The organism is Kytococcus schroeteri, assembly GCF_042433515.1.
Classification (GTDB): domain Bacteria; phylum Actinomycetota; class Actinomycetes; order Actinomycetales; family Dermatophilaceae; genus Kytococcus; species Kytococcus schroeteri.
This window is the reverse complement of record NZ_JBHLVH010000022.1, coordinates 1410-5781: the sequence shown is the minus strand read 5'-3', so window position 1 is coordinate 5781 and position 4372 is coordinate 1410. Positions and strand designations below refer to the sequence as shown.

The following is a 4372-nucleotide window of genomic DNA, read 5'->3' as shown; positions in this document are numbered from 1 at the left end:
CGCCGTGTGCGGGGGCAGGGCGCGCGTCGGGGAGCCCCTCAGGTCGCGAGCCAGAGGCACCAGGTGACCCACGCGGAGGCCACCATGGACGGCCCGAAGGGCAGGTGCGTGCGGCGGGTGGCACGCCCCAGGGCCATGAGCACCACGGCCCACAGCGCGCCCACCGCGAACGCTCCCCACGCCGCCAGGAGGAAGGGGCCCCATCCCATCCACCCGGTGAGCGTCCCCACGGCCAGCGCGAGCTTGACGTCACCCAGGCCGATGCCGCCGGCGGTGAGGAAGCTCAGCAGCAGGTAGACCCCGCCGAGCACGAGCCCGGCCGTGAGCGCCCGCACCAGGGACCCGACCGGCTCGCCGGTGGCGGTCGCCAGCGCCAGCAGGGCCGCCGCGGTGGTCGCAGCCGGCAGGGTGAGGCGGTCGGGGAGCCGGTGGACGTCGAGGTCCACCGCCGAGGCCACGGCCCCGGCCAGCACGGCTGCGGCCCCCACCAGGGCCAGCACCACCAGCGGCACCCCGGGCCGCCCGCCGGAGAGCGCGTCCTGCCACGCCGGGGAGGCCAGGGCGCCGGGGACCGCCACCCCGAGGCCCACCGCGGCCGGCAGCCAGGCGAAGCGCGGCGGGGGAGCGGGGTCGTCGGTGGGGCGACGGTGGCGCCCGGCGGCCAGGGCCACGCGCACGCGGGCGCCGACGGCGAGGCCCAGCAGCGCCAGGGAGCAGGCCACGACGGCCGCGATCGGGGACATGCCGGCACCGTAGCGAGGGCCCTCGGTCCGCCACGTGCGTCGTCCACAGCCCACTACCCTGACGCCGTGACCACCCCCACCGCGTCCTCCCCGTCCACCGTCGCCCCGGACCGCCTGCGGGTGGTGGTGCTGCTCTCCGGGGCCGGCTCCACGGCCCAGGCCGTGTTCGACGCCGCCGCCGGTGACGCCCCGTTCACGGTGGTGGGCGTGGTGGCCGACCGGGAGGCCGAGGGCCTGCAGCGCGCCGCCGCGCACGGCATCGCCACGCAGGTGGTGGCTCCGCACGACCACGCCGACCGGGCCGCCTGGGACGCCGCCCTCGCCGACGCGGTGGACGCCCTGGCCCCGCACGTGGTGCTCTCCGCGGGCTTCATGCGCATCCTCGGCGCAGCCTTCCTGGACCGCTTCGGCGGGCGCACGCTCAACGCCCACCCGGCCCTGCTGCCGAGCTTCCCCGGCGCCCACGGCGTGCGCGACGCACTGGCCCACGGCGTACGGGTGACGGGCTGCACCCTCCACCTCGTCGACGCCGGTGTGGACACCGGCCCGATCGTGGCCCAGCGCGCCGTGGAGGTGCTCCCCGGCGACGACGAGGCGGGGCTCCACGAGCGCATCAAGGAGCGCGAGCGGGAGATGCTCGTGACCGAGCTGACCCGCATCGCCACCGAGGGGCTGCCGACCGGGCGCTGAGGGGGAGTGCGGCGCCCTAGACTGGGGCCACACGACTGGCGCAGGTGGGCCACCACCGGGAAGTGACGATTCGAGGGCATCGCCCGCCTGGGTGCCCCGGCAACCGACGAGACGGAGTCACCGTGAGCACCGAGTCCACCATCCGCCCCATCCGCCGCGCGCTGCTCAGCGTGTTCGACAAGACGGGCCTCGACGAGCTGGGTCGTGGCCTGGCCGAGGCCGGCGTCGAGATCGTCTCCTCCGGGGGGTCGGCCCAGCACCTGCGGTCCCTGGGCGTGCCGGTCACCCCGGTGGAGGAGGTCACCGGCTTCCCGGAGTGCCTCGACGGGCGCGTGAAGACGCTGCACCCCCACATCCACGCCGGGATCCTGGCCGACCGCACCCGCACCGACCACGCCCAGCAGCTCGAGGACCTCGGCGTGGCCGGCTTCGACCTCGTGGTGGTGAACCTCTACCCCTTCGCCGAGACCGTGGCCTCCGGCGCCGACCGTGACGCGATCATCGAGAAGATCGACATCGGTGGTCCGTCGATGGTGCGCGCCGCTGCCAAGAACCACGCCAGTGTGGCGGTGGTGGTGGACCCGGCGAGCTACCCCCGCGTACTCGAGGCCGTGCGCTCCGGCGGCCTGGACCTCGCCGCACGCCGCGAGCTGGCCGCCGCCGCCTTCGCCCACACCGCCGCCTACGACGTGGCGGTCTCCACGTGGATGGCGCAGGACACCGCCGCCGAGGGTGAGCAGTTCGGTGCCCACCGCTCGGCCGCCTGGGAGCTGGCCGACACGCTGCGCTACGGGGAGAACCCCCACCAGGCCGCGGCCCTGTACCGCGACGTGGTGGCCGGTGACGCCCCCGCCCCCGGCGTGGCCGGCGCCCAGCAGCTGCACGGCAAGGCCATGAGCTACAACAACTACGTGGACGCCGACGCCGCCTGGCGCGCCGCCCACGACCACGGCGACCAGCCGACCGTGGCCGTGGTCAAGCACGCCAACCCGTGCGGCATCGCCGTGGGGCCGGACGTCGCCACCGCCCACGCCCGCGCCCACGCCTGCGACCCGGTGAGCGCCTTCGGGGGGATCATCGCCGCCAACCGCGAGGTGACGCGCGAGATGGCCGAGACGGTCAAGGACGTCTTCACCGAGGTGGTCATCGCCCCGTCCTTCGCGCCCGAGGCCGTGGAGCTGCTCACCGCCAAGAAGAACATCCGCCTGCTCACCGCCCGGGCGCCGGAGCGGGCCGGCCAGGAGCTGCGCCCCATCAGCGGCGGCCTGCTCGTGCAGGAGCGCGACGTGCTCGACGCCCCCGGTGACGACGCCGCGGCTTGGGAGTTGGTGGCCGGCGAGGCCGCCGACGAGGCCACCCTGGCCGACCTGCAGTTCGCCTGGCGCGCGGTGCGGGCCACCAAGTCCAACGCCATCCTGCTGGCCAAGGACGGCGCGAGCGTCGGCATCGGCATGGGGCAGGTGAACCGCGTGGACTCCTGCCACCTGGCGGTCTCCCGCGCCGGCGAGGAGCGCGCCCGCGGCTCCGTGGCCGCCTCGGACGCGTTCTTCCCCTTCGCCGACGGCCTGCAGGTGCTGCTCGATGCCGGCGTGCGCGCCGTGGTGCAGCCCGGTGGGTCGATGCGCGACGAGGAGGTCGTGGCCGCCGCCCGCGAGGCCGGGGTCACGATGTACCTCACCGGTACCCGCCACTTCGCCCACTGAGTTCTGGGACGATGACGGACATGACCGCTCAGATCCTCGACGGACGCACGGTTCTCCAGGAGATCAAGGACGACCTCACGACCCGCGTGAAGGCCCTCCTGGACGCCGGCCACACCCCCGGCCTGGCCACCATCCTCGTGGGTGAGGACCCCGGCAGCCAGTGGTACGTGGGGGCCAAGCACAAGGACTGCGCCCAGATCGGCCTGCCCAGTTACCGCCACGACCTGCCGGCCAGCGCCAGCCAGGCCGAGGTGGAGGAGCTCATCGACGAGCTCAACGCCGACGACCGCGTGACGAGCTTCCTCGTGCAGCAGCCCACCGGCCTCGACGAGTTCGCGCTGCTCTCCCGCGTGGCCCCGCACAAGGACGTGGACGGGCTGCACCCCTACAACCTCGGCAGCCTGGTGCACGGGGTGGAGGCCCCGCGTGCCTGCACGCCGGCCGGCGTCATCGAGCTGCTGCGTCGCTACGAGGTGCCGTTGGAGGGCGCCGAGATGGTGGTGGTGGGCCGCGGTCTCACCGTGGGGCGCCCGCTGGCGCTGATGCTCGCCGAGCGCTCGGTGAACGCCACCACCACGGTGGTGCACACCGGCACCCGCGACCTCGCCTCCCACCTGCGCCGCGCCGACGTGGTGGTGGCCGCCTCCGGCGTGCCCGGCATGGTGACCGCCGACATGGTGAAGCCCGGTGCCGCGGTGCTCGACGTGGGCGTCTCCCGGGTGGACGGGAAGATCGTGGGTGACGTGGCCGAGGACGTGGCCGAGGTGGCGGGCTGGGTCAGCCCCAACCCCGGCGGCGTGGGCCCGATGACGCGCGCCATGCTGCTGCGCAATGTGGTGGAGGCCGCGGAGCGTGACGCCGCCGCCTGAGCGCCGCGCCGGGTGGTCGGGGCCGCTGGCGGACAAGCGTGGCCCCTCCATCCGCCCCCTGGACCGGCTCGTGGACCTCGGGGCGTGGTGGCTGACCCTCGCCCTCCTGGCCGCCGGCACGGTGATGGTGGTGCTGCACGAGGTGCGTCCGGCCGTGATGGTGCTGGCCACCGGGGCGGCCCTGGGGGCGCTCCTGCGTGCGGTGCTGCCCGAGCGCCTCGCCGGCGGGCTGGTCACGCGCAGTCGGTGGGCGGACGTGCTCATGTGGCTGCTCATGTCCGGTCTGCTGTGGACGATGGCGCGCCTCATCCGCCTCTGAGGCGCTGCCGAGGCTCGACCAGCTGGCCTCACGCGACGAAGGGCCGAC

General features: G+C 75.1%; 5 protein-coding genes and 1 riboswitch. Of the genes, 4 read left to right on the top strand and 1 reads right to left on the bottom strand.

The annotated features are described in order from the left end of the window. Positions 1–38 precede the first annotated feature (38 nt). The gene (locus ACFFHC_RS09925) at positions 39–743 is read right to left on the bottom strand and encodes a prepilin peptidase (RefSeq protein WP_141494780.1); all 705 of its coding nucleotides are present in this window, start codon (positions 741–743) and stop codon (positions 39–41) included. A gap of 114 nt (positions 744–857) precedes the next feature. Here ACFFHC_RS09925 and purN point away from each other — a divergent pair, with 114 nt between their 5' ends. The 4 genes from purN to ACFFHC_RS09905 all read left to right on the top strand — a co-directional run bounded on the left by purN (position 858) and on the right by ACFFHC_RS09905 (position 4324). Next, positions 858–1433 (top strand): phosphoribosylglycinamide formyltransferase, encoded by a 576-nt coding sequence (gene purN, locus ACFFHC_RS09920; RefSeq protein WP_379805136.1) that lies wholly within the window; start codon positions 858–860, stop codon positions 1431–1433. Between the two features lie 21 nt (positions 1434–1454). Further along, positions 1455–1533: riboswitch (ZMP/ZTP riboswitch) on the top strand. Positions 1534–1555: 22 nt separating this feature from the next. Further along, the gene (purH, locus tag ACFFHC_RS09915) at positions 1556–3136 is read left to right on the top strand and encodes a bifunctional phosphoribosylaminoimidazolecarboxamide formyltransferase/IMP cyclohydrolase (protein ID WP_070705730.1); all 1581 of its coding nucleotides are present in this window, start codon (positions 1556–1558) and stop codon (positions 3134–3136) included. A 20-nt stretch (positions 3137–3156) separates the two neighbouring features. Beyond that, positions 3157–4005: a bifunctional methylenetetrahydrofolate dehydrogenase/methenyltetrahydrofolate cyclohydrolase gene (locus tag ACFFHC_RS09910; protein ID WP_141494781.1), complete on the top strand. Its 849-nt coding sequence runs from the start codon at positions 3157–3159 to the stop codon at positions 4003–4005. Then, positions 3989–4324 carry a DUF3017 domain-containing protein gene (locus tag ACFFHC_RS09905; RefSeq protein WP_070705729.1) on the top strand — a complete coding sequence of 112 codons (336 nt, stop codon included), beginning with the start codon at positions 3989–3991 and terminating at the stop codon, positions 4322–4324. Before ACFFHC_RS09910 ends, ACFFHC_RS09905 begins: the two co-directional genes overlap by 17 nt. Positions 4325–4372: the final 48 nt, after the last annotated feature.